This window comes from Mesorhizobium sp. B4-1-3 (assembly GCF_006439355.1).
Classification (GTDB): Bacteria; Pseudomonadota; Alphaproteobacteria; order Rhizobiales; family Rhizobiaceae; genus Mesorhizobium.
Map to the genome: position 1 here is coordinate 299155 of NZ_VFTG01000003.1, position 21475 is coordinate 320629.

The 21475-nt window shown below is 63.3% G+C and carries 25 protein-coding genes; 14 read left to right on the forward strand and 11 right to left on the reverse strand.

From position 1 onward, the window contains the following. Position 1 precedes the first annotated feature (1 nt). The 4 genes from FJW06_RS06280 to FJW06_RS06295 form a co-directional block, all read right to left on the reverse strand. Entirely contained in the window at positions 2-565 is a 564-nt protein-coding gene (locus FJW06_RS06280) for an RNA polymerase sigma factor (protein WP_140749519.1), read from the reverse strand. 223 nt (positions 566-788) lie between these two features. After that, positions 789-1520, reverse strand: a complete 732-nt coding sequence (locus FJW06_RS06285) for a dienelactone hydrolase family protein (protein WP_140749522.1) — start codon at positions 1518-1520, stop codon at positions 789-791. Between the two features lie 107 nt (positions 1521-1627). Next, the gene (locus tag FJW06_RS06290) at positions 1628-2317 is read right to left on the reverse strand and encodes a 4Fe-4S dicluster domain-containing protein (protein ID WP_140749525.1); all 690 of its coding nucleotides are present in this window, start codon (positions 2315-2317) and stop codon (positions 1628-1630) included. Positions 2318-2406: 89 nt separating this feature from the next. Next, on the reverse strand, positions 2407-3981 hold the full coding sequence (locus FJW06_RS06295) for a trimethylamine methyltransferase family protein (RefSeq protein ID WP_140749528.1): 1575 nt from the start codon (positions 3979-3981) through the stop codon (positions 2407-2409). A gap of 271 nt (positions 3982-4252) precedes the next feature. Between FJW06_RS06295 and FJW06_RS06300 the strand changes: the two genes are divergently transcribed. Further along, positions 4253-4951: a B12-binding domain-containing protein gene (locus tag FJW06_RS06300; RefSeq protein ID WP_128258089.1), complete on the forward strand. Its 699-nt coding sequence runs from the start codon at positions 4253-4255 to the stop codon at positions 4949-4951. A gap of 85 nt (positions 4952-5036) precedes the next feature. Here FJW06_RS06300 and FJW06_RS06305 read toward each other — a convergent pair whose 3' ends face one another. Further along, positions 5037-5171 carry an entericidin A/B family lipoprotein gene (locus tag FJW06_RS06305; protein WP_140749531.1) on the reverse strand — a complete coding sequence of 45 codons (135 nt, stop codon included), beginning with the start codon at positions 5169-5171 and terminating at the stop codon, positions 5037-5039. 53 nt (positions 5172-5224) lie between these two features. Between FJW06_RS06305 and FJW06_RS06310 the strand changes: the two genes are divergently transcribed. Next, positions 5225-5854, forward strand: a complete 630-nt coding sequence (locus FJW06_RS06310; RefSeq protein ID WP_140749534.1) for a DUF1638 domain-containing protein — start codon at positions 5225-5227, stop codon at positions 5852-5854. Positions 5855-5860: 6 nt separating this feature from the next. Here the strand turns inward: FJW06_RS06310 and FJW06_RS06315 are convergent, their stop codons facing one another. Then, a complete protein-coding gene (locus tag FJW06_RS06315) occupies positions 5861-6775 on the reverse strand; it encodes an NAD(P)-dependent oxidoreductase (protein WP_140749537.1) in 915 nt (304 codons plus the stop codon). 121 nt (positions 6776-6896) lie between these two features. Between FJW06_RS06315 and FJW06_RS06320 the strand changes: the two genes are divergently transcribed. The 6 genes from FJW06_RS06320 (at position 6897) to FJW06_RS06345 (ending at position 11512) form a co-directional block, all read left to right on the forward strand. Then, positions 6897-7472, forward strand: a complete 576-nt coding sequence (locus FJW06_RS06320) for a DUF4893 domain-containing protein (RefSeq protein WP_140749540.1) — start codon at positions 6897-6899, stop codon at positions 7470-7472. Between the two features lie 64 nt (positions 7473-7536). Next, entirely contained in the window at positions 7537-8349 is an 813-nt protein-coding gene (locus tag FJW06_RS06325) for a formyl transferase (protein WP_246674541.1), read from the forward strand. 135 nt (positions 8350-8484) lie between these two features. Beyond that, positions 8485-8787: a virulence factor gene (locus FJW06_RS06330; RefSeq protein WP_140749543.1), complete on the forward strand. Its 303-nt coding sequence runs from the start codon at positions 8485-8487 to the stop codon at positions 8785-8787. After that, positions 8780-9370 carry a methylenetetrahydrofolate reductase C-terminal domain-containing protein gene (locus FJW06_RS06335; protein ID WP_140749546.1) on the forward strand — a complete coding sequence of 197 codons (591 nt, stop codon included), beginning with the start codon at positions 8780-8782 and terminating at the stop codon, positions 9368-9370. Before FJW06_RS06330 ends, FJW06_RS06335 begins: the two co-directional genes overlap by 8 nt. Beyond that, on the forward strand, positions 9367-10458 hold the full coding sequence (locus FJW06_RS06340; RefSeq protein ID WP_040981883.1) for a methylenetetrahydrofolate reductase: 1092 nt from the start codon (positions 9367-9369) through the stop codon (positions 10456-10458). Before FJW06_RS06335 ends, FJW06_RS06340 begins: the two co-directional genes overlap by 4 nt. Before the next feature lie 79 nt (positions 10459-10537). Then, positions 10538-11512, forward strand: a complete 975-nt coding sequence (locus tag FJW06_RS06345; protein ID WP_140749549.1) for a methyltetrahydrofolate cobalamin methyltransferase — start codon at positions 10538-10540, stop codon at positions 11510-11512. Positions 11513-11591: 79 nt separating this feature from the next. On the opposite strand, the gene FJW06_RS06350 is transcribed toward FJW06_RS06345, so the two are convergent. Continuing rightward, positions 11592-11834, reverse strand: a complete 243-nt coding sequence (locus FJW06_RS06350) for a hypothetical protein (RefSeq protein WP_246674542.1) — start codon at positions 11832-11834, stop codon at positions 11592-11594. 89 nt (positions 11835-11923) lie between these two features. Here FJW06_RS06350 and FJW06_RS06355 point away from each other — a divergent pair, with 89 nt between their 5' ends. Then, on the forward strand, positions 11924-13993 hold the full coding sequence (locus FJW06_RS06355) for an ASKHA domain-containing protein (RefSeq protein ID WP_140749556.1): 2070 nt from the start codon (positions 11924-11926) through the stop codon (positions 13991-13993). 10 nt (positions 13994-14003) lie between these two features. Here FJW06_RS06355 and FJW06_RS06360 read toward each other — a convergent pair whose 3' ends face one another. Beyond that, positions 14004-15026 (reverse strand): acyltransferase, encoded by a 1023-nt coding sequence (locus tag FJW06_RS06360; RefSeq protein ID WP_246674543.1) that lies wholly within the window; start codon positions 15024-15026, stop codon positions 14004-14006. A gap of 294 nt (positions 15027-15320) precedes the next feature. Between FJW06_RS06360 and FJW06_RS06365 the strand changes: the two genes are divergently transcribed. Together FJW06_RS06365 and FJW06_RS06370 are read left to right on the forward strand one after the other, a co-directional pair. Then, positions 15321-15506, forward strand: a complete 186-nt coding sequence (locus FJW06_RS06365) for a hypothetical protein (protein ID WP_140749559.1) — start codon at positions 15321-15323, stop codon at positions 15504-15506. 288 nt (positions 15507-15794) lie between these two features. Then, entirely contained in the window at positions 15795-16757 is a 963-nt protein-coding gene (locus tag FJW06_RS06370) for an alpha/beta hydrolase (RefSeq protein WP_140749562.1), read from the forward strand. Position 16758: 1 nt separating this feature from the next. On the opposite strand, the gene FJW06_RS06375 is transcribed toward FJW06_RS06370, so the two are convergent. Next, positions 16759-17658, reverse strand: coding sequence for a LysR substrate-binding domain-containing protein (locus tag FJW06_RS06375; RefSeq protein ID WP_042645025.1), 900 nt, complete (start codon positions 17656-17658; stop codon positions 16759-16761). Positions 17659-17877: 219 nt separating this feature from the next. Here FJW06_RS06375 and FJW06_RS06380 point away from each other — a divergent pair, with 219 nt between their 5' ends. The 3 genes from FJW06_RS06380 (at position 17878) to FJW06_RS06390 (ending at position 19790) form a co-directional block, all read left to right on the forward strand. Continuing rightward, complete coding sequence (locus tag FJW06_RS06380) at positions 17878-18063, forward strand: hypothetical protein (protein WP_140749566.1); 186 nt, start codon at positions 17878-17880, stop codon at positions 18061-18063. Between the two features lie 349 nt (positions 18064-18412). Beyond that, positions 18413-18547: a hypothetical protein gene (locus FJW06_RS30775; RefSeq protein WP_140749884.1), complete on the forward strand. Its 135-nt coding sequence runs from the start codon at positions 18413-18415 to the stop codon at positions 18545-18547. A 304-nt stretch (positions 18548-18851) separates the two neighbouring features. Continuing rightward, entirely contained in the window at positions 18852-19790 is a 939-nt protein-coding gene (locus FJW06_RS06390) for a GlxA family transcriptional regulator (RefSeq protein ID WP_348644023.1), read from the forward strand. A 13-nt stretch (positions 19791-19803) separates the two neighbouring features. On the opposite strand, the gene FJW06_RS06395 is transcribed toward FJW06_RS06390, so the two are convergent. Both FJW06_RS06395 and FJW06_RS06400 read right to left on the reverse strand, forming a co-directional pair. Further along, on the reverse strand, positions 19804-20601 hold the full coding sequence (locus tag FJW06_RS06395) for an ABC transporter ATP-binding protein (protein WP_140749572.1): 798 nt from the start codon (positions 20599-20601) through the stop codon (positions 19804-19806). Continuing rightward, complete coding sequence (locus tag FJW06_RS06400; protein WP_140749887.1) at positions 20598-21371, reverse strand: ABC transporter permease; 774 nt, start codon at positions 21369-21371, stop codon at positions 20598-20600. Before FJW06_RS06400 ends, FJW06_RS06395 begins: the two co-directional genes overlap by 4 nt. Between the last annotated feature and the right edge of the window lie 104 nt (positions 21372-21475).

A 21475-nucleotide genomic window follows, 5' to 3' on the forward strand; every position in this document is an offset into this window, starting at 1 on the left:
GTCACACTTCCCCGGCTGAGCGCATCAGCACCTTCAGCCGTTTCTTCGCTTCATGGATGTGCCAGGAAACCGTCGTCTCCGAGATCGCCATCACCTGCGCCGCCACCGCGTGATTGAGACCTTCGCCATAGACCAAAAGCACCGCGTCGCGCTGCTTGTCGGGCAGCATCCGCACCGCCGCCCATAGCGCCTCGGACGGATCATCGGCCTCGGCCAACGCTTCGCCCGCAATCGACGCATAGGCGCCATAGGCATCGGTCTTGACGGTGTCGCGAGCGCGCTTGCGCATCATGTCGCGCGAAGCGTTCAGCGTCATGGCATAGAGCCATGTCGTGAAGGCGCCATTGCCCTGATAGTCGCGGATCGCCCGGCCGAGCCGCACGCAGACGTCCTGGGCGATGTCCTCGGCGTCGGTCTTGCGGCCGCACCAGCGATAGGCGGCGCGATAGACGAAGCCATAGTGTCTTTCGAGCAGTTTGCCGAAAGCACCCCTGTCTCCGCCCCTCGCCCGCCCGATCAATTCGGCATCGGAGGCTTCGCTGTCGTCCAGCATCATCGCCGTCATTTGGCTGTTGGACGAAGGCTAATGACCAATCCTTGGGGCGATGGAAAGATTTTTTTGAGAAAGCAATTAGGCGCGATGGACGAGGTGTGCCGAGATTCGGGTCAGGCCGAGCCGAGAATGGTGGTTTCCGAGAACCGGAGCGGAGCGTACTTAAAGTACGTGAGCACCGGAAGCGCAGGAAGCCGCCATTTGTAGCCCGGCCTCACCCGAATATCGGCACACCTTATCGCAGCGTCTCTTTGAAGAACGTCGTCAGCCGCTTCCAATGCCTCTCGGCGCCCGCCTCGTCATAGACGCTGTGGTCCTTGACGCACCAGCCGTGGCCGACGCCGACATAGTTCTCGATCACGTGGTCGACCTCCGCCACCCTGAGCGCCTCTGCCAGCCGGGCCGACTGCTCCGGCGGAAAGCTGCGGTCGATGCCGGCGACACCGACATAGACGCGCGCCTCGATCGAAGCGGCCTTGCGGTGCGGGCTGTCGGCCGCGTCGCTGGCGAGATTACCGCCATGGAAGCTTGCCGCGGCAACGATCCGGTCCGGATAGCTCGCCGCCGCGTTCAGCGCCCGCGCGCCGCCCATGCAATAGCCGACGACGCCGATCGGCCCGTCAATGCCCTCATCCGCGAACGCGCCGAGGAAAGCCTCGCTGTCGCGGATGGTCATCTCCTGCGTCGTGCCGGTCACCAGCGCCATCAACTTGGTCTTGGTTTCCTCCACCGTGAAGGCGGTCTTGGCTTCGAACGGCCCATAGGGCGCATTGCGGTAGAAGAGATCGGGCACCAACACGGCATAACCGTGACCCGCGAGCCTCTCGGCCATCTCGTCGAGCGCCGGACGCGGCCCAAAGGCGTCCATATAGAGGATGACGCCGGCGCTGGCCTTGGAGGACGGCCGAAAAAGACCTGCCTTCGCCTTGCCGTCCGATGTCTCGATCTCGATTTGCTTTCCGGCCATGATGCTCTCCGTTGCGTGTCGCGCGTTAGATATCGGCACGCGCCGTTCCGGCAAGCCATTCCCGGAGCGCATCGTTCAAGATTTCGTGCGAACGGCGCCTCGTCCCGCTACAGCCCGGCAAAAGCTGTCATATGAAAAGCCTGCACCTCCGGCGGATAGCGATAGCTGGTACCATAGGGACAGGCATTGCGGTCCAGACAGCCGCCGACGCGGCAAGCCGCACCATCCGTGCCACGCACATGCACTAGGCATGCCTGGTGCGCGAAGCCATCCACCGAATAGGCGTCGACCGGACAGGATGTCAGGCAGGGTTTTGCGACACATGTGTCGCAACGATGAATCGCTTCATGAGCTTCGGGAGCGGAAATCTCGTCCTCGAACAGCAAGGCGCCGCGATAGGCATGCCAGAGCCCATAGGTCGGATGCATGAGAATGCCGAGCGGCGACGGTTGTAGCCCTTCCGCCCGCATCGCCCATTGCTGGAACGGCAGATAAGGCCGGTCTGAAGGCGATATGGCGCGGACGCCGAATTCTTTCGCCACCGCGCCGATCACCTCCCGCGACCAACTGTCGAGTGGGTTGGCGATGCCCCTCGCCTGTCGTTCCCGCCAGCGCTGGAAATATGGCCACGGCGCCGCCCCCGCCTGCCCCACCAGCAGCACGGATTTGGCTGGCGCGCCGGAAGGCCCGGCTGGCGCCACCTCATCCTCACCGAAGCTGAAACCGCCGCGCAGGATCAGGCCGTTGGCCGCGAGCGCGGCCGCAATCTCCTCGACCGTGCCGCGGAAAAAAATCATCCCTTCCGGTCCGGGTCGGAGAACGCGCTCCGCCAGACTTCCTTATGGATGATGTCGGCCACTTTAGCCCGGCCTGACTCGGGCTCCTTTCACGTGAAGGCGTCGGCCATCGAACCCTTCTTCTTGGCGATGAAGTCCTTCAGCGCCTCGTCGATGGCCGGATCGAGATGCGGCGCCTCGTAGCTTTCCAGCCAGCGGCGGGCGAGCTCGTTGGCGCGTTGCGGCGCGGTCTTCTCGCCTTCGGCCAGCCACTGCTCGTAGGAATTGTTGTCGGCGATGCTGGAGCGGTAGAAAGCCGTCTGGAAATTCGCCTGCGTGTGATCGCAGCCGAGATAATGGCTGCCCGGACCGACTTGGCGGATGGCGTCCATCGCCTGGCCGTTTTCCGACAGGTCGACGCCCTCGCAGAACTTCTGCTGCATGCCGAGCTGGTCGATGTCCATCATGAATTTTTCGTAGCAGGAGGCGAGACCGCCCTCGAGCCAGCCCGCCGAATGCAGCACGAAATTGGTGCCGGCAAGGATCGTCGAGTTGAGCGTGTTCGCGCTCTCATAGGCCGCCTGCGCGTCCGGGATCTTCGAGGCGCAGAGCGAACCGCCGGTACGGAACGGCAGGCCGAGCCGCCGCGCGAGCTGCGCCGCGCCATAGGAGACCAGCGACGGCTCGGGCGTGCCGAAGGTCGGCGCGCCCGACTGCATCGAGATCGACGAGGCGAAGGTGCCGAACAGCACCGGCGCGCCGGGCTTGATCAGTTGCGTGAAGGAGGCGCCGGCGAGCACCTCGGCCAGCACCTGCGTCAACGTGCCGGCAACCGTCACCGGGCTCATCGCACCGGCCAGGATGAAGGGCGTGACGATGCAGGCCTGGTTGTGGCGCGAATAGACTTTCAGCGCGCCGAGCATCGTCTCGTCGAACACCATCGGCGAGTTGGCGTTGATCAGGCTGGTCAGCACCGTGTTGTTCTCGACGAAGTCGTCGCCGAACACGAGCTTGGCCATCGCCACCGTGTCCTCGGCCCGCTCCGGCGCCGTCACCGAACCCATGAACGGTTTGTCCGAGTAGCGGATATGCGCGTAGATCATGTCGAGGTGGCGTTTGTTGACCGGCACGTCGACCGGCTCGCACACCGTACCGCCCGAATGGTGGATCGACGGCGCCATATAGGCGAGCTTTACGAAATTCTGGAAATCCTCGATCGTCGCGTAGCGGCGGTTGCCGTCGAGGTCGCGCACGAAGGGCGGGCCGTAGACCGGCGCGAACACGGTCGCATTGCCGCCGATCTGCACCGAGCGCTCCGGGTTGCGCGCATGCTGGGTGTAGATGGAGGGCGCCGTCTTCAAGAGCGAGCGGCAGAGGCCCTTGGGGAAGTGCACGCGCTCGCCCTTGACGTCGGCGCCGGCCTCCTTCCACAGCGCCAGCGCCTCGGCGTCGTCGCGGAAGATGATGCCGGTTTCTTCCAGCACCGTGTCGGTGTTCTTCTCGATCAGCGCCAGGCCTTCCTCGTTGAGGACCTCGTAGACGTTGATCTTGCGCTTGATGTAGGTGAGCTGGGTGCCCGGACCGCCGCCCGAACGGGCAGCACGGCGTGCCGCCGCGCCGCCGCTGGCGCCGCGACCGCGCCGTCCACCCGACGCTTCCTGCTCGACTGCCGCGTTATCGCTCATGATCGTTCTTCCTATAACTTGGCCTGAATTGGCTGGGGCGGCCCGTCGTCGCCGCTTCTTGCCGGATCGTAGCCATGCACCCTATTGGAAACGGCCAGCCAGCGCCAACGCCTGTCGCAAAATCGACAAGAAAAGCGTCATTTTTTCAGTCGCTTTCCTTTTGCGGGAAGTCGCAAATCAGCTATGGCTAGCTTGCCCTCGCGGGTTAGGTATTGGCGCATCGATTTTTAGGCTGCCGCAGTCATTCCGAGCAGCAAGGAGCCCGAGAAAAATGTCCGACGACGAGATCATCCTTTCCGAGCTTTCCGACGAGGAGCTTGTGCAGCAGATGCACGATGACCTTTATGACGGTCTGAAGGAAGAGATCGAGGAAGGCACCAACATCCTTCTGGAGCGCAATTGGGCGCCTTACAAGGTGCTTACCGAGGCGCTGGTCGAAGGCATGCGCATCGTCGGCGAAGACTTCCGCGACGGCATCCTGTTCGTTCCGGAAGTGCTGCTCTCGGCCAACGCCATGAAGGCCGGCATGGCCATCCTGCGTCCGTTGCTCGCTGCCACAGGCGCGCCGAAGCAGGGCAAGATGGTGATCGGCACCGTCAAGGGCGACATTCACGACATCGGCAAGAATCTCGTCGGCATGATGATGGAAGGCGCCGGTTTCGACGTCATCGACCTCGGCATCAACAATGCGGTCGAGAAATATCTCGACGCCATCGAGCAGCACCAGCCCGACATCATTGGCATGTCGGCGCTGCTCACCACCACCATGCCCTACATGAAGGTCGTCATCGACACGATGAAGGAAAAGGGCATCCGCGACGACTACGTCGTCCTGGTCGGCGGCGCGCCGCTCAACGAGGAATTCGGCAAGGCCGTCGGCGCCGATGCCTATTGCCGCGACGCCGCGGTTGCGGTCGAGACCGCCAAGGATTTCATGAAGCGCAAGCACAACGTTCGCGCTTCCGCCTGACCCAAGGCATCAGGATGGATCGACAAGAAAAGCCGCGCCTTGCAGCGCGGCTTTTTTGTTCCCAGATGATGGGAAAGGCTGCCGATCAGTTGACAGTGTCTTTGACCGCCCTTGCCGTCGATTTGACGTCCTTGCCGACGCCCCGGATGGTGTTGGCGCAGCCGGTGAGTGCAAGCGCGCAAGCCAAGATGGCGATCGGCGCGATGCGTAGCAGTTTCATGGACGGTGTCTCCCTCGACAGATATTAAGCCCCGCAGCGAAAGCCGGCCCGACTTGGTCAAGACGCAAAAAACGGAACCGAATCAAACAGACAGGCTGCTCGTCATCGCCTGCGGGATGATTGCGCGCGAAGTTTTGGCCGTCAAGCAACAGCTAAAGCTCGACCATCTCGAGCTGACCTGCCTGCCGGCCGAGTTCCATTTCTATCCGGACCGCATCGCACCGGCGATGGACAAGGCGATCGAGAAGGCCAAGGCGGAAGGCTACCGGCACATCTTCGTCGGCTATGCCGATTGCGGCACCGGCGGCTTGCTCGACCGCGTCATCGAGAAACACGGCGTCGAGCGTATGGCCGGACCGCATTGCTTTGCCTTCTACCAGGGCGCGGAGGCCTATGCGAAGGTCGCCGACGACGACATGATGTCGTTCTACATGACCGACTTCCTTTGCCGCCAGTTCGACGCCTTCTTCATCAAGCCGCTCGGCCTCGACCGGCATCCCGAGCTGATCAAGGACTATTTCGGCAATTACGAGAAGCTGATCTATCTCGCCCAGACCGACGATCCCGACCTCGACAAGGTCGCCGAGAAAGCCGCCGCCATGCTCGGCCTCACCTATGAGCGCCGCGCGACCGGCTATGGCGATCTGATCAGCGGGTTGGCGCGGGCGGCGGTTCGCGCCTGAGGGGCTTCACGACTCCGCTTCGAGCGCCGCTAACACGTCGGCAAAACTCGTTTTGCAGACGAAGCCCAGCTTCTCCCTCGCCCGCGACGGATCGTAGACGCGGTCGATCGACGAAAACATCGTCCAGGCTTTCCTGGCGTAAAGGCGCGGATAATCCGGGAAATAGCGAGCGACGACCGAAGGCGCGTCGGCGATCAGCTCGGCGCAATCCTGCGGCCGGAATGGCGTCGGCGCCGAGACGATAAAGATATCGAAGCCCAGGCTCGGCGCCCTCTCCAGCGCCGCGACATGGGCCTCGGCCGCATCCTCGACCGTCAGCCGCCGGAACAGCAGCTCGTTGGCCTTGGTGTTGGCGTCCGACTGTTCGATCGCATGCGCCATGTCGTCCGCTTCGGGAAAGAAGCGTGCAGTACGCAGCACCACCACCGGCAACCCGTGTTCAAGATGGTAGAGACGGCACAGATGCTCGGCCGAAAGCTTCGTCACGCCGTAGATGTTGCGCGGCTCCGGCGACATCTCCTCCGTCAGCCAGGCGGCCTTGCGCGCGCCGCCCCGGAAGCCGGCGCGGATTGCCTGCGAGATCATCAGCGACGTCGTCGAGGTCAAGACGAAGCGCTCGACGCCGAAGGCCACGGCCGCGTCGAGCAGGTTGAGCGTGCCTTGCACATTCGTCGCGACGAAATCGGTATTCTCGAAATGCTCGATGTTGGGCTTGTGCAGCGCGCCGCTGTGAATGATGGCCTCGATTCGATTGTCGCGGACGGTCCTGAAGACCAGCTCGCGATCCGCGATCGAGCCGACGACCTGCGTGTGCGCCGAGGCAACCGGATCGAGACCGACCACCTCATGGCCGAGCGCTTCGAGCCTTGGCTGCAGCGCGCTGCCCAACCAGCCGGACGATCCCGTGAGCAAGATCCGCATCGATCAAACCGCCATTTTTCCAGCACACGCTGTTAAGCATGGATGACAGGCAATGGCGAACCGGTAAGTTGCGCCAGTAACGAAATGAACTGTTCCAGCCACCGATTTGAGGAACACATTCATGACCCCTCGCCTGCTTTTTACCGTTCTCGGCCTCATCGCCTTCACCTTGGCCGCCCATGCCGACGGCGAGGTGCAGAAACTGATCACCGCCGCCGACAAGGCGCGATTGGATAAATACGGCGAAACGCGCAAGGCGGCTCTCGAAGAGGCAAAGGCCGGCGATCCGTCGGAGGTGAAGCAATTGGATGGCCTGCTGGCCAAGCCGCTCGTCGCCTTCTCCGATAAGGACCTCACCGGCGACTGGAAGTGCCGCACCATCAAGGCGGGCGGCATCAGCCCGCTGATCATCTATGGCTGGTTCAAGTGCAAGGTGACCGACGACGGTTCCGGCTGGCGGCTTGCCAAGATCAGCGGCTCGCAGCGCACCACCGGCCGCTTCTTCGACGATGGCGAGAAGCGCTCGATCTATCTCGGCTCTTTCTCGGTGAACAACGACAAGGCCAAGCCCTACGGCAGCGGCCCCGAAAGCGACCAGGTCGGCTACGCCTTCCGCAACAGCGCCACCGAATGGCGGATCGAATTCCCCGCGCCCTATTACGAATCCAAGCTCGACATCATGGAATTCAAGCGCTGAACCGGGTCTTGGACGCCAGTTGAAACGCTTCCGGCACACCAAGGATTAACCCGCCCCGCATAGCATGCGCCCGGTTTCAGAGCGGGTGCTTGCCGTGGCGGTGTCGGAATCGAGTACGCGACCGATCGTGGTCGTCACAGAAGGTGGCCCGCATATCTGGGCCATCGTCAACGCTCTTGCCGATCGGGTCGGTTCCGTCAACGTCATCCTCGAGAACCCAGAATCCAAAAGGCGCCTGCTCATGCGCCGCGCACGGCGGCAGGGCTGGGTTTCGGCCATCGGCCAGCTCGGCACGATGGTGCTGACGAGGCTCGACAAGCGCTTCCTGGTCGGTCATGCCGAACGGCTGATCGCTGAGGAAAAGCTCGCGACCGAGCCGCGACAGGGCCAGGCGATCGTCCATGTGCCTTCGGCCAACGGGCCGGAATGCCTGAAGGAGATCGCCAGCATCGAACCGGGCGTTGTGCTGCTGGCCGGCTGCAGACTGCTGTCGAAGGACATGCTGGCAAAGATGCCTTGCCCGGTGCTCAACTATCACGCCGGCGTCGCGCCGAAATATCGCGGCATGAATGGCGGCTACTGGGCGCTCGCTTCCGGCGATGCGCAGAACTTCGGCACGACCGTTCACCTGGTCGACGCCGGCGTCGACACCGGCGGCGTGCTCAAGCAGGCGCGCGGCAAACCCAAAAAGGGCGACACCATCGCGAGCTACGCGTTGCGCCAGGCGGCGTTTTCGCGAGACATTTGCGTCGAGGCGGTTGGCGATGCGCTGGCAGGCAGGCTGGAAACGATCGATCCCGGTCTGCCGTCGAAGCAATGGTTTCACCCGACGATCTGGTTCTACCTTTGGACCGGCCTGACAAGGCGCGTCTGGTGATCAGCCGGCGGCGGATTTCAGCATTCGTCTTGCGCCATCACCAGCGTCGCTTTTGAAGGGGCGCGCGTCGTCCCATAACAAGCGGCCCAACAGCGCATGCGGCAATGCTCCGACATATCGAGGAGTTGAGAATTCATGGCCGATCTGATCGTCGTCTATTGGCGCGACATTCCCGCCCAGGTCATCGTCAAGAAGGGCCGGCAGAACGCCAAACGCGAACTGCCGCTGCGCTTCACCGAGGCGATCGACATGTGCGCCATGCGCACCGGCGCCGGCGGCACCGACGACTATCTGGCGGAATGGCGCAAGGCCGACCCCGTTCCGGTCGGCGACGACATCGAGGCCGAGGTCGAGAAGGCCTATCGGGAACTCGACGCGAAATATGACCGCGAGCGCCTGGTCGCTCTGGTGAAGGCTGGCGGGAAAGAAAATGTCTGAGCAACAGCCGACGGTCACCCAGGCCACATTGGTCAAAAAGGCAGCGCCGAAATCCGACTACAAGCCTGCCGACGTGTCGCCGCAGCGTCGCGTCCAGCGCACCTTCGCCGTGCGGCTGTGGTCGATCCGGCATTCGCGGCTGCTCGAATGGTTCTACAGCCGGTTCGCCGACGTCTTCCTGCTCCTGCACCCTTTGTGGAAGGGTATCGGCTACAGCCGCGTCGAAGCGCCGGTGAAGTTCATCGAGAAGCGCGTCAAGGGCTTCATGTTCGACTGCCGCATGTGCGGCCAGTGCGTGCTTTCCTCCACCGGCATGTCGTGTCCGATGAACTGCCCCAAGCAGCTGCGCAACGGCCCGTGCGGCGGCGTGCGCGCCAACGGCAATTGCGAGGTCGAGCCGGACATGCCTTGCGTCTGGGTCAAGGCTTGGGAAGGCTCGCGCAACATGGTACATGGCGACAAGATCCTGACCGTGCAGAAGCCGGTCGATCAGTCGCTGCGCGAAACCTCGGCATGGCTGAGGGTGACCGCGCAGGCCGCTGCCGCGCGTGAAACGGCACGGAATCCTGGGGCTTCGGCATGACCGCCCTTCAGCGTGACGAGAACCCGGCCGGCATCCACCTGCCGCTCGACCCCCTGCCCGGCCACACTTCGCGCGGCCGGCTGGAGCGCGTGCTGCGCCGCGGCGAGTTCGCGGTGACCACCGAGCTCAACCCGCCCGACAGCGCCGACCCGGAAGACGTCTACAACCGCGCCAAGATCTTCGACGGCTGGGTCGATGCTATCAACGCGGTCGACGCCTCGGGCGCCAATTGCCACATGTCGTCGGTCGGCATCTGCGCGCTGCTCACCCGCATGGGCTATGCGCCGATCATGCAGATCGCCTGCCGCGACAAGAACCGCATCGCCATCCAGGGCGACGTGCTGGGCGGCGCGGCGATGGGCGTGGCCAACATGCTGTGCCTCACTGGCGACGGCGTGCAGGCGGGCGACCAGCCCGGCGCCAAGCCAGTGTTCGACCTCGATTCCATGTCGCTGCTCGAAACCATCCGCATCATGCGCGATAACGGCAAGTTCCTGTCCGGCCGCAAGCTGACGACGCCGCCGCAGGTGTTCCTCGGTTGCGCGGTCAACCCCTTCGCGCCGCCTTACGACTTCCGCCCGATCCATCTCGGCAAGAAGATCGCCGCCGGCGCGCAGTTCGCGCAGACCCAGTACTGCTTCGACGTGCCGATGTTCAAAGCCTTCATGCAGAAGGCGCGTGACCTGGGCCACACCGAAAAGCTCTTCCTGCTCTGCGGCGTCGGACCCCTCGCTTCAGCCAAGACTGCGAAGTGGATTCGCTCCAACGTGCCGGGCATCCACATCCCCGACGCGGTGATCAAGCGGTTGGAAGGCGCGCAGGATCAGAAGAAGGAAGGCAAGCAGCTCTGCATCGACATCATCAACGAGGTGAAGGAAATCCCGGGCGTCGCCGGCATCCATGTGATGGCCTACCGCCAGGAGGAATATGTCGCCGAGATCGTCGATGAATCCGGCGTACTGAAAGGCCGCCAGCCCTGGAAACGGGAAATCCGCCGCGACGACCAGATCGTCGCCCAGCGGCTCGACCACATACTGCATGACGAGATTACCGAAACCCAGGTGGACATGGTGAAGACCGCGCATTGAGACGTAGTCGGCACGCATTCGCTTGAACCAAATCAGATAACGATATAAAGAACTCTTTATATCCCGACGGAGAGATCGCATGACCCGCACCATCGTCGCCTCGGCGACCCGAGAAATCGTCATCGGCTTCGACCAGCCCTTCTGCGTGATCGGCGAACGCATCAACCCGACCGGCCGCAAGAAACTAGCCGCTGAGATGGTGGCCGGCAACTTCGAGACCGTCGTCAAGGACGCGCTGGAGCAGGCCGCCTGCGGCGCCACCATGCTCGACGTCAATGCCGGCGTCACCGCCGTCGACCCCAACGCGACCGAGCCGGCACTTCTGGTGCAGACGCTCGAGATCGTGCAGGGCCTGGTCGATCTGCCGCTGTCGATCGACTCTTCGGTGACGGCCGCGATCGAGGCCGCGCTGAAGGTCGCCAAGGGCCGCCCGCTGGTCAACTCCGTCACCGGCGAGGAAGAGAAGCTCGAGGCCATCCTGCCGTTGATCAAGAAGTACAACGTTCCGGTCGTCGCCATTTCCAACGACGAGACCGGCATCTCGATGGATCCGGACGTCCGCTTCGCGGTCGCCAAGAAGATCGTCGAGCGCTGCGCCGACCATGGCATTCCTTCGCATGACGTCGTGGTCGACCCGCTGGTGATGCCGATCGGCGCGCTGGGCGATGCCGGCCGCCAGGTGTTCGCGCTGCTGCGGCGGCTCCGCGAAGAGCTCAAGGTCAACACCACCTGCGGCCTCTCCAACATCTCCTTCGGCCTGCCGCACCGCCACGGCATCAATGCCGCCTTCATCCCGATGGTGATCGGCGCCGGCATGACGAGCGCGATCATGAATCCCGTCCGGCCGCAGGAGATGGAAGCCGTGCGCGGCGCCAATGTGCTCAACGGCACCGACGAGAACTGCACCAACTGGATCCGCACCTACAAGGACTACAAGCCGGCCGAAGGCGGTCAAGCGGTTGCGGCTCCAACAGCGGTCAATGCGCCGGGCGAAGGCAGCGGCAATGGCGGCCGTCGCCGCGGCGGCCGCGAAGCCCGCATGGCCAGGGGGTAAGCGCGCAATCGTGAAACGCACCGCAAACAATGTTCGTCCGGTCGCATCGCGGATGCGATCGGACAGCTCTGCTTTGCGTTCAGGCAGCGCCCAATATGGCGTCGAACAACGCCATTCCCACCCACGATCCGAAGATGCCCGTCACGCCGCCGACGATGAAATCATCGTCATAGGCGGGCCAGTATGCGTGCAGCACCAGGGTTCCGACGATAGCGCCGAGAATCCCGGTGGCGAGGTATTGCGGATTGCGCAGCCACGAGCCCTTGATCACGCGCACCATGGTGAACGCGGTGAAGACGGCGGAGAGCAGCAGATCCGACATGGTTGGCCCCTGGACCAACGGACTCTCCGCCCAATAGTAGAACGATCCGTTAAACGGCATCGGCAATTGCCATCGAGAAACGTGCCAGCATGAACCCTCCCCCCAACATCACCGATCCGCTCGTCCTGTTCATGCCGTCGGGCAAGCGCGGCCGGTTCCCGGTCGGCACGCCGGTCCTCGATGCGGCACGCCAACTCGGCGTCTATGTCGAAAGCGTGTGCGGCGGCCGCGCCACCTGCGGGCGCTGCCAGATCGAGGTGCAGGAAGGCAATTTCGCCAAGCACAAGATCGTCTCGTCCAACGACCACATTTCGCAGAAGGGCGCCAAGGAGGAGCGCTACGAGCGCGTGCGGGGCCTGCCCGAGCGGCGGCGCCTCTCCTGCTCGGCGCAGATCCTCGGCGATCTCGTCATCGACGTGCCGCAGGACACGGTCATCAACGCCCAGACCATCCGCAAGGATGCCGACACCAGGGTGATCGCCCGCGATACGGCGATCCGTATGTGCTATGTCGAGATCGAAGAGCCCGACATGCACAAGCCGCTCGGCGACCTCGACCGGCTCAAGATCGCCCTGATGAAGGACTGGGGCCTCAAGAATCTCGAGTTCGATTTCTATCTGCTGCCGCAGGTGCAGGGCATTCTGCGCAAGGGCAACTGGACCGCGACCGCGGCCATCCACAAGGATGCCGACAGCGACATCGCGCGCGTCATCGCGCTGTGGCCCGGCCTGAAGAACGAGGCCTACGGCCTCGCCTGCGACATCGGCTCGACCACAATCGCCATGCATCTGGTGTCGCTGCTCTCGGGCCGCGTCGCCGCCTCTTCCGGCACGTCCAATCCGCAGATCCGCTTCGGCGAGGATCTGATGAGCCGCGTCTCCTATGTGATGATGAATCCGGACGGCCGCGAGGGCATGACGGTCGCCGTGCGCGAGGCGGTCTCCGGCCTTGTCGACAAGGTCTGCGCCGAAGGCAACGTCCAGCGCGCCGATATCCTGGATTCCGTCTTCGTCGGCAATCCGATCATGCATCATTTGTTCCTCGGCATCGATCCGACCGAGCTCGGCGGCGCGCCCTTCGCGCTCGCCGTCTCCGGCGCGGTGCGCATCAAGGCCTCCGACATCGGCCTGAAGCTCAACCAGGGCGCGCGCCTCTACATGCTGCCCTGCATCGCCGGCCATGTCGGCGCCGACGCGGCAGCCGTCACCTTGTCGGAAGGCCCGCATCGCCAGGACGAGATGATGCTGATCGTCGATGTCGGCACCAACGCCGAGATCGTGCTCGGCAACTCCACGCGCGTCGTAGCGGCCTCCTCGCCCACCGGCCCCGCCTTCGAGGGCGCGGAGATCTCCGGCGGCCAGCGCGCGGCGCCCGGCGCCATCGAGCGCGTGCGCATAGACCCGGACACGCTCGAGCCGCGCTATCGCGTTATCGGCTCGGAGCTCTGGTCCGATCAGCCGGGCTTCGCCGAGAGCGTGCAGGCGACCGGCGTCACCGGCATCTGCGGTTCGGGCATCATCGAAGTGATCGCCGAGATGTACCTGTCGGGCATCATTTCCGAGGACGGCGTCATCGACGGCTCGCTCAGCATGCGCTCGCCGCGCATCGTGTCCAACGGCCGCACCTTTTCCTATGTGCTGAAGGAAGGTGAGCCGAAGATCACCATCACCCAGAACGACGTGCGCGCCATCCAGCTTGCCAAGGCGGCGCTCTATGCCGGCACCAAGCTGTTGATGGAAAAACAGCACACCGAGCATGTCGACCGCATCCATTTCGCCGGCGCCTTCGGTTCCTTCATCGATCCGAAATACGCCATGGTGCTTGGCCTGATCCCGGACTGCGACCTCGACAAGGTCTCGGCCGTCGGCAACGCCGCCGGCGCCGGCGCGCGCATGGCGCTGCTCAATCGCGGCTACCGGCGTGAGATCGAGGATACCGTGAGCAGGATCGAGAAGATCGAGACGGCGCTCGAGCCGAAGTTCCAGGAGCACTTCGTCTACGCCATGGCACTGCCCAACAAGGTCGATCCGTTCCCCAAGCTGGCGGCCGCAGTGAAGCTGCCGCCGCGCAAGGCGCTGAGCGAAGACGGCGCCGCCGGCGATGCGACCCCGCGCCGGCGCTCGCGCGAGGAGCGTGCGGCGCGACGCGGCCGCGACTAATTTCGTGATGTCATTCCGTGGCCCCTGCGGCCGCGGCGCTTCTGGCCTTGACCGCGGGCTTCGGGCGTTGCGGATGCAGCAGCCCGATCAACGGCTTTTCGACGATCAGATAGAGCATCGCCGATAGCGCAAGCGTGGCGACCAGGATCGTCGCCGGCTGCAACGCCGCCGGGACGCCGGTCCTCAGGACGACACCCGTCGCAAGCACGCCGGCGACGACATGCCATAGGTAGATCGAATAGGACGCATCGCCAAGAAAGCTGGGCAAGGCTGCCGGCTTGAACGGCCGCGCCCGCTCAGCAAAAACCGCGCCCGCCACGATCAATGCGGCCGGAAGCCCCCACCGCAAGGCACGAGGCAAACCGGCATCGAACAGCGGGCCGGCCGCAAGTAGAAGGAATCCCGCGCCAACCATCGCCAGCGCCACCCCGATCGGCAGCCTTGCGCCCTGGAGCCACAAGCGCCCCACGACGACGCCTGCCGCGAACTCGATCACGACTGGATCGGTGAAGGCATGCGCATATCCTGCGGGAAGGACGAAATGCAGCGCGACGATGGCGACAAGGGCGCCCACGAGAACGCCGAACCGCCAGCGCTCGCCGAGGAACAGGACCAGCGTGAAAACGACATAGAACATCATCTCATAGCAGAGCGTCCAACCCTGTATGACGATGGGATGCAGCTTCCACTCCTGCAGCGTCGGCAGGAAGAACAGCGAGCCGACGAAATTCGTCACGCTGAAGAAATGGCCGTAGAAGAACTGCGGCTTGAGCAGGATGCCCGCCGCGGTCAGCAGCGTGACGATCCAGTAGAGAGGCACGATGCGGGTGATCCGGCGCCCCATGAAACGCCAGGGATCGGCCGGCCTGCCGGCCGTCGTCACCCACATGATGAAGCCGCTGATGACGAAGAAGACGTCGACGCCGGCTGCCCCGACGTCGAACGGACCGCCGAACTGCTCGCTGACGTGGAAGCAAACGACCGCGCACGCGGCGAGACCGCGCAGATACTGGATACTATGTATGCTTGTCACGATGCCCTGACCTTATCGCATCATGCTGCGGTGCGCATATCCCCACGCCGCATTGCACAATAACAATGCAGCCGCTCGCCTCTGTCAACCGCCGATGGGCAGTTATTCGGACCGGAACCGGTCCGCCCGCCTGCTTAATTCATTTGCATGCAAATGTTTCCGGATCAGCACGATCTGGAAACCGAAACGCTGTTCTCGCGAAATCGACCCGATACATGCGTGCCGCATTTAGCGGCCATCGCATGACGGCAGCGATCATCCTCGGCCGCCATTGCTCTTCAAGGGAGATGAAAAATGTCGATGTTCGGAAATCTCAGTCGATTCGGTGTCAACATCCGGCAGGCTCACGCCAGGAACAAGGCAATCCGCGCGCTCAACGATCTGCCGGCGCATGTCCAGAAGGATATCGGGTGGCCGGCCTCTCCGCCGAGCGATCCGCAGGCAGCCCTTCATGCGCTGCTTCTGGGCACGCCGCGCTGATGACCTTCGTCGAGAAATGCAAGCTGCTCGGCAAGCGCCGGGGCCGCGACGCGGCTCCGGCGGCCGGCGACAACAAGCTGCGCGCCGCGCTGCTGCCGAAGCGGCGTTAGAGCAATTCCAGAAAAGTGCGCAGCGGTTTTCCGTCCGCAATTGCGCAAACAACGAACTGGCGCCATTGCATCACGCCGATGGGCCAGCGGCGGAACCTTGACATTTTTAAATGCGGTACAATCTTCGAATAGCGGGGGGAATTCTCTTAGTCGGCTCTGCCGAAGTCCGTGTATCCGCATGCCAAGTTTGAAAAGCCATCTCGTTTCGTTCGTTCTCAGGCACAGCCGCAAGAAGGCCTTTTCCAGTCCCGAGAACCTGCACCGTTGGATCGCCTACGCCCGTAGGACCGAGGACTATCATCCGCCGGCCCTGCTGAAGGCGCGGCTGGACATCACCGAGACCGAAATCGTCGGCTTTCCCGTCTACGAGGTCGCGCCTAAGGCGGGCGAGCGCCGGCGCATTCTTTACATGCATGGCGGTGCCTATGTTTTTCAGATCACCTCCTACCACTGGGGGCTGATCGCCGAGATGGCCGAGCGTCTTGGTTTCGGCATCACCGTGCCGATCTACCCAATCGCGCCCGAGTATAATTTCCATGACATGTTCGGCATGGTCGGCGAGGTCTACCGGCGCATGCTCGAAGAGACCGACGCCGAGGACATCGTCTTCATGGGCGATTCCGCCGGCGGCAACATGGCGGTCGTGCTGACCATGATGGCGGCCGAGAAAGGCTTGCCTTCGCCGTCGCGTCACGTGCTGATCTCGCCCGGCCTCGACGTTTCGCTTGCAAATCCTGAAGTCTTCGAGGCCGAGCGGCAGGATCCGTGGCTAGGTATTCCGGGTGGGCTGGAAGCGGTGCGGCTCTACAGCGCCGGTTTCGACCGCAAAGACTGGCACATCAGCCCACTCTACGGCGACTTATCCGTGCTGCCGAAGACGTTGCTGCTGACCGGTTCACGCGACATGCTGACACCAGACAATCTGATCTTCGCCGAACGCGCGCGCGCCGCCGGCGTCGAGGTCGATGTGGTTTATGAAGAGGGCATGTTCCACGTCTGGCCGCTGATCGAGATGCCCGAGGCACGCCGCGCGCGCGACAGCATCGTCGACTTTCTTAGCCTGCCGGCACCGCGCCGTGCTCGGGCGCGGCGCAAGACAAGGGCTGCCCTCGCAGCCCGCACGGCGCCCGCGGCCGAGTAGCTCAGAACTTACCGGTCTCGCGGAACAGTTCGAACGTCGCCCGAATATGGTCGGCAACAGCCTTCACCGGCGCGCTGGCGTCGGGCGCCACTACCATGGCGAGATTGTAGGTGCCGATCTCGGGCATGCCGTCCTTGGCTCCCAGCGAGACCATCTCGTCGCCCAGGAAGGATTTTGGCAGCGGCGCCACCGCGAGGTCGGCCATGATCGCGGCGCGCTGGCCGGCCGTGTGGGCGCTCATATAGGCGATGCGGTAATTGCGGCCTTCACGTCCAAGCGCTTCCAGGGCCCCTGCCCGCCACGCGCAGCCTTCCTCCCACAGCGACACCGGCAACGGCTCACGCAGATGCGCGCAGCCGCCCTTGGCGCCGGCCCACACGATCGGCTCGGTCAAAAGCACCTCCGCGCCGACCGCGCTGGTCTTGTAGGAATTGGTGAGCAGCGTGATGTCGAGCGCACGGTCGTCCATGCGCCGGCGCAGATTGATGCTCTGGTCGATGGTGACGTCGACGGCAATCGAGGGATGCGACTGCGCGAAGCGCTTCAGCACATGCGGCAGCACGCGCTCGCCGTAATCGTCGGGCGAGCCGAGCCGCACCACGCCGACAATGTCGGGGATGATGAACTTCGACACCACCTCGCGGTTGATCGACAACAACCGGCGCGCATAGCCGAGCAGCATCTCGCCATCCGTGGTCAGCGTCACCGAGCGCGCATCGCGTGCGAAGACCGAACGGCCGAGGATGTCCTCAAGCTTCTTGATCTGCATCGAGACGGCGGACGGCGTGCGGAACACCGCATTGGCGGCCGTGGTGAAGCTGCCGGTCTCGGCGATCGCCACGAAAGTGCGCAGCACATCGAGATCAAGCAGCGGCAGCGGATGGTTGAGCGGGGCATTCATGCGAGTCTGCTTTCAATTTTTCTGATGCAATCCATCATTCCATTTCGTTTGATTGAACATCACTCCGGGCGCATAGTCAACTTGATCGATGCTAGATGCTGCCAAAAGCAGCCATCGAACGACCCCGACACAGTCCTGCAATCGACGTGAAATGAAGCTGAAACAGACCTGACTTAAGACAATGACGGGCGCCTCCCTGCCCGCATAGAGGAGAGAGAAATGTCTATCCTGTCGTCCATCGGTCGGCTTGCGACCGAATTCAGCGCGGCCCGCGCCCGCTACCAGACCGAACGCGCCATCCATGCGCTGCCGATCGAACTGCAGAAGGATATCGGCTGGCCTGAAGCGGCCGACGTCAAGATCGGCTCGCGCCTCGGTGTAGGAAGCTGGGCCGGAGCGAAGTAATCAAGTGTGTATGAAGTTCTGAAGGCCTGCCCGTCAGTTCGGCAGGCCTTTTGCTTGTTTATGGCCTTTTGTCTGCATTCAAACGACTTTTCCAGCCATGCAACCGTGGCATGACGCATATGAGCAACCGGCATAGCGGGTTAACAGGCCAGTTAAACCACTGTAAATAATAAGAAATTGTACGCACATTGTCCAACGATGTCGCAAGTCGTGTCGCTTTTCATATCAAGCGCTTCGTTTTTGCGATTTAGTTTTTGCTGAAGCGAGCCTATATCGACGTCAGCCAAAACGAGCTGCCCCACTCCATTAAGCGAAGGCGACCCGTCTGAGCAACCAAATGGAGATGATGATGAAGCTCTTTGCCCGCCTGTTCACCCGCCGCGAAATGAACCTGACTACCGCTCTCGAGCGTCAGCGCCTCGCCAAGACCATGCCCGGTCAGACCGGCGCCATGAATGCTGCCCGTCTCGGTTTCGTCGCCTGAGACAATTCGGCATGCTGAATTCACGCCGCCCGGCTTGCCGAGGCGGCGTTTTCATTTGGGGCGTTTGCTACCTGACGTCGGCGGAGAGACGCCCTGCAGTTGCACGAATTGCCCATTTGCGACCCGTGTCGCAAATTTAATCTTCACTTAGCCGCCTACCCGATTGACAGGAATGGTTTTTCCTGTTGTCGCTATGCTGTTCGCGACATCCTGTTCGCGTCATGGCTGCGTGAGGTTTCCCGTGAATGCCGTAAAGCATCCGATCAAGAGATCGTTTGTATTCTTCCTCGTTCCCGATTTCACCATGATCGCGTTTGCGACGGCGCTCGATCCATTGCGCTCGGCCAACCGGATGCTCGGCTACGAGGCCTATAGCTGGCGCCTGGCAAGCATCGACGGCAAACCGGTCCGCGCCTCGAACGGCGTCGAATGCGCCGTCAACACTTCGCTCGAAGAGGAGCGCAGGAAGATGGCCGGGCCGGACCGGCCGAATATGGCGATCGTCTGCAGCGGCATGAATGTCGAACGCTACCAGAACAAGTCCGCTTTCGCCTGGCTGCGCGAGGAATACAACCGCGGCGTCGCCGTCGGCGGCCTGTGCACCGGCGCGCACATCCTGGCCGCCGCCGGCCTCTTGTCCAACAAGCGCTGCGCCATCCATTGGGAGAACCTGCCGGGCTTCTCGGAGGCCTTCCCGAAAGCCAATGTGTTTGCCGACCTCTTCGAGGTCGACCAGAATATCTATACCTGCGCCGGCGGCACCGCCGCGCTCGACATGATGCTGAAGCTGATCGGCGACGATTTCGACGAGAGCCTCGTCAACCGCGTGTGCGAGCAGGTTCTGACCGACCGCGTGCGCAGCCCGACCGACCGCCAGCGCCTGCCGCTGCGCGCCCGCCTCGGCGTTCAGAACTCGAAGGTGCTCACCATAATCGAGCTGATGGAGGCCAACCTTGCCGAGCCGTTGTCGCTGATCGAGATCGCCGACCATGTCGATCTTTCCCGCCGGCAGATCGAGCGCCTGTTCCGCACCGAAATGGGCCGCTCGCCCGCCCGCTACTACCTGGAGATCCGGCTCGACCGCGCCCGGCACCTGCTGATCCAGTCGTCGATGCCGGTGGTCGAAGTGGCGGTGGCCTGCGGCTTCGTCTCCGCCTCGCATTTCTCCAAATGCTACCGCGAGCTCTACGCGCGCTCGCCGCAGCAGGAACGCGTCGACCGCAAGCAGTTGCTGGCGGCCTGATTCCAAGTTCCGATCAGGCCTGGGCTGACTGCGTCTGCGCGGTCCGCATCGCCTCGATGCGGATGTCTTCGGTGAGTTGCGCCTTCAGCGCGGAGAATTCCGGGCTGGTCTTCAGCGTGTAGTAGCGCGGATGCGGCAGGTCGACCGGCACGTCCGATTTGATGCGGCCAGGCCGGGCACTCATCACAATCACCCGCGACGCCATGAAGATCGCCTCCTCGATGTCGTGGGTGACAAACAGCACCGTCTTCTTGCGCCGCTCCCAGATGCCGAGCAGCAGTTCCTGCATCAGCCCGCGCGTCTGATTGTCCAGCGCGCCAAACGGTTCGTCGAGCAGCAGGATTTCGGGATCGTTGGCCAGCGCCCGGGCGATCGCCGTGCGCTGCTGCATGCCGCCCGACAGCTGTTTCGGCCAATGGTTCTCGAAACCCCTCAGACCGACAAGATCGATATAGGAGGCGACGATCTCGTTGCGCTCGCGCTCGGGCCGGCCTTGCTCGCGCAGGCCGAAACCGATGTTCTCGGCGACCGTCAGCCAGGGAAACAGCGTATAGGACTGGAACACCATGCCGCGGTCCGGCCCCGGCCTTGTGACCGCCCTGCCGTCGAGCAGCACGCGGCCGGTGCTCGGCGCCTCGAGGCCGGCGACGATCCTGAGCAAGGTCGACTTCCCGCAGCCGGACGGCCCCAGGATGGTGATGAAGTCATTGGCCGCGACCGCGAGGTCGACCGGCTGCAGCGCCTGCACCGGCTGCCCGCCTCCGACCCCGGCAAAGGTACGCGAGACGCCCTCGATCAGAAGCTTGCTCATGCCAGGCTCCACGGATAGAGCCAGCGGTTGAGCGCCTTGAAGGCGAAGTCGGACAGAAGCCCGATCAGCCCGATGACGATGATGCCGAAGATGATCTGCCCCGTCGCCAGCCGCGACTGGCTGTTGATGATCATGTAGCCGATGCCCGACGACGAGCCGATCAGTTCGGCGACGATCACATAGGTCCAGGCCCAGCCCAGCACCAGCCGCAGCGTTTCGGCGATCTCCGGCGCGTTGGCCGGCATGATGACGCGCTTCACGATGCCGTTGTCGGTCGCGCCTAGCGTATAGGCGGCCTCGACCAGGTCGCGGCGCGTAGCGCCGACCTTGACCGCGACGATCAGGATGATCTGGAACACCGAGCCGACGAAGATCACCAGGAGCTTTTCGAGCTCACCGATGCCGGCCCACAGGATGAGCAGCGGAATGAAGGCCGACGCCGGCAGGTAGCGCGCAAAGGACACGAACGGCTCAAGGAAGGCTTCGACCGGCTTCCACGCGCCCATCGCGATGCCGATCGGCACCGCGACGATCGACGCCAGCACGAAGCCGCCGAAGACACGCCAGATGGTGATCAGGATATCGAGCCAGAACCGGTCTTCGACCAGCAGCCGCCAGCCGTCCTTCAGCATCGACAGCGGATCGGCGAGAAAAATCCGGTTCACATGGCCGCCGAGCGTGATCCACGCCCAGAACGCCACAAACAGCACGAAGAAGGTGATGCCGAGCACGGTTCGCGTGCCCGGCTGAACGGGGTACAAGGGACGCAGCATCAGGCCCTGTCCTTAAAGCATGTCTCCCGAAAGTGGAAACCGGTTTCGGGTAAAGGCATGCGTAAAATCACCGAGCTGAAGCGCGAGGAGCGCATCTGAAG

Excerpts from the sequence above, each read along its gene's own strand:
- FJW06_RS30775 (WP_140749884.1), top strand. The coding sequence starts at position 18,413 with ATGAAGCTCTTTGCCCGCCTGTTCACCCGCCGCGAAATGAACCTGACT.
- FJW06_RS06290 (WP_140749525.1), bottom strand. The coding sequence starts at position 2,317 with ATGATTTTTTTCCGCGGCACGGTCGAGGAGATTGCGGCCGCGCTCGCG.
- FJW06_RS06365 (WP_140749559.1), top strand. The coding sequence starts at position 15,321 with ATGTCGATGTTCGGAAATCTCAGTCGATTCGGTGTCAACATCCGGCAG.
- FJW06_RS06395 (WP_140749572.1), bottom strand. The coding sequence starts at position 20,601 with ATGAGCAAGCTTCTGATCGAGGGCGTCTCGCGTACCTTTGCCGGGGTC.
- FJW06_RS06335 (WP_140749546.1), top strand. The coding sequence starts at position 8,780 with ATGTCTGAGCAACAGCCGACGGTCACCCAGGCCACATTGGTCAAAAAG.
- FJW06_RS06340 (WP_040981883.1), top strand. The coding sequence starts at position 9,367 with ATGACCGCCCTTCAGCGTGACGAGAACCCGGCCGGCATCCACCTGCCG.
- FJW06_RS06390 (WP_348644023.1), top strand. The coding sequence starts at position 18,852 with ATGATCGCGTTTGCGACGGCGCTCGATCCATTGCGCTCGGCCAACCGG.
- FJW06_RS06370 (WP_140749562.1), top strand. The coding sequence starts at position 15,795 with ATGCCAAGTTTGAAAAGCCATCTCGTTTCGTTCGTTCTCAGGCACAGC.
- FJW06_RS06330 (WP_140749543.1), top strand. The coding sequence starts at position 8,485 with ATGGCCGATCTGATCGTCGTCTATTGGCGCGACATTCCCGCCCAGGTC.
- FJW06_RS06300 (WP_128258089.1), top strand. The coding sequence starts at position 4,253 with ATGTCCGACGACGAGATCATCCTTTCCGAGCTTTCCGACGAGGAGCTT.
- FJW06_RS06280 (WP_140749519.1), bottom strand. The coding sequence starts at position 565 with ATGACGGCGATGATGCTGGACGACAGCGAAGCCTCCGATGCCGAATTG.
- FJW06_RS06305 (WP_140749531.1), bottom strand. The coding sequence starts at position 5,171 with ATGAAACTGCTACGCATCGCGCCGATCGCCATCTTGGCTTGCGCGCTT.
- FJW06_RS06315 (WP_140749537.1), bottom strand. The coding sequence starts at position 6,775 with ATGCGGATCTTGCTCACGGGATCGTCCGGCTGGTTGGGCAGCGCGCTG.
- FJW06_RS06320 (WP_140749540.1), top strand. The coding sequence starts at position 6,897 with ATGACCCCTCGCCTGCTTTTTACCGTTCTCGGCCTCATCGCCTTCACC.
- FJW06_RS06295 (WP_140749528.1), bottom strand. The coding sequence starts at position 3,981 with ATGAGCGATAACGCGGCAGTCGAGCAGGAAGCGTCGGGTGGACGGCGC.
- FJW06_RS06355 (WP_140749556.1), top strand. The coding sequence starts at position 11,924 with ATGAACCCTCCCCCCAACATCACCGATCCGCTCGTCCTGTTCATGCCG.
- FJW06_RS06345 (WP_140749549.1), top strand. The coding sequence starts at position 10,538 with ATGACCCGCACCATCGTCGCCTCGGCGACCCGAGAAATCGTCATCGGC.
- FJW06_RS06350 (WP_246674542.1), bottom strand. The coding sequence starts at position 11,834 with ATGTCGGATCTGCTGCTCTCCGCCGTCTTCACCGCGTTCACCATGGTG.
- FJW06_RS06285 (WP_140749522.1), bottom strand. The coding sequence starts at position 1,520 with ATGGCCGGAAAGCAAATCGAGATCGAGACATCGGACGGCAAGGCGAAG.
- FJW06_RS06375 (WP_042645025.1), bottom strand. The coding sequence starts at position 17,658 with ATGAATGCCCCGCTCAACCATCCGCTGCCGCTGCTTGATCTCGATGTG.
- FJW06_RS06325 (WP_246674541.1), top strand. The coding sequence starts at position 7,537 with ATGCGCCCGGTTTCAGAGCGGGTGCTTGCCGTGGCGGTGTCGGAATCG.
- FJW06_RS06380 (WP_140749566.1), top strand. The coding sequence starts at position 17,878 with ATGTCTATCCTGTCGTCCATCGGTCGGCTTGCGACCGAATTCAGCGCG.